The organism is Prescottella defluvii, from assembly GCF_000738775.1.
GTDB classification, from domain to species: Bacteria; Actinomycetota; Actinomycetes; order Mycobacteriales; family Mycobacteriaceae; genus Prescottella; species Prescottella defluvii.
Genome location: NZ_JPOC01000133.1, coordinates 1 through 373, shown reverse-complemented (window position 1 = coordinate 373; position 373 = coordinate 1). Strand labels below are relative to the sequence as shown.

Sequence of the window (373 nt, the reverse complement as noted above, 5' to 3'; positions counted from 1 at the left end):
ACTCGACGATCTGCCCGATCCGCGGCTTGCGCGGACGGCGTTCGACACCGCCGGTTTCGTCGTCAGCCTCGAACTGCGCCGCAGCGCGGTCACCGAGCGTGCCGACGTGGTGTTCCCGGTGGCTCCCGTCGCGGAGAAGGACGGCAGCTTCCTCGACTGGGAGGGCCGCGCGCGACCGTTCGACGCGGCGCTGCGGACCACCGGTGCCGTCCCCGACCAGCGTGTGCTCGACGCCCTCGCCACCGAGATGGGGGTCCGTCTCGGGCTGCCCGACGTCGCGTCCGTGCACGCCGAACTCGAACGCCTCGGTGCGTGGGACGGCACCCGCCCCTCCGTGGTCGCTGCGGAACCGTCCGGCGCCCACGAACCGGGT

1 pseudogene is annotated in these 373 nt (G+C 73.5%); it reads left to right on the top strand.

Annotated elements, in window-relative coordinates:
• Positions 1 to 373: pseudogene (locus IJ15_RS26535) on the top strand (NADH-quinone oxidoreductase subunit G); the annotation flags it as partial.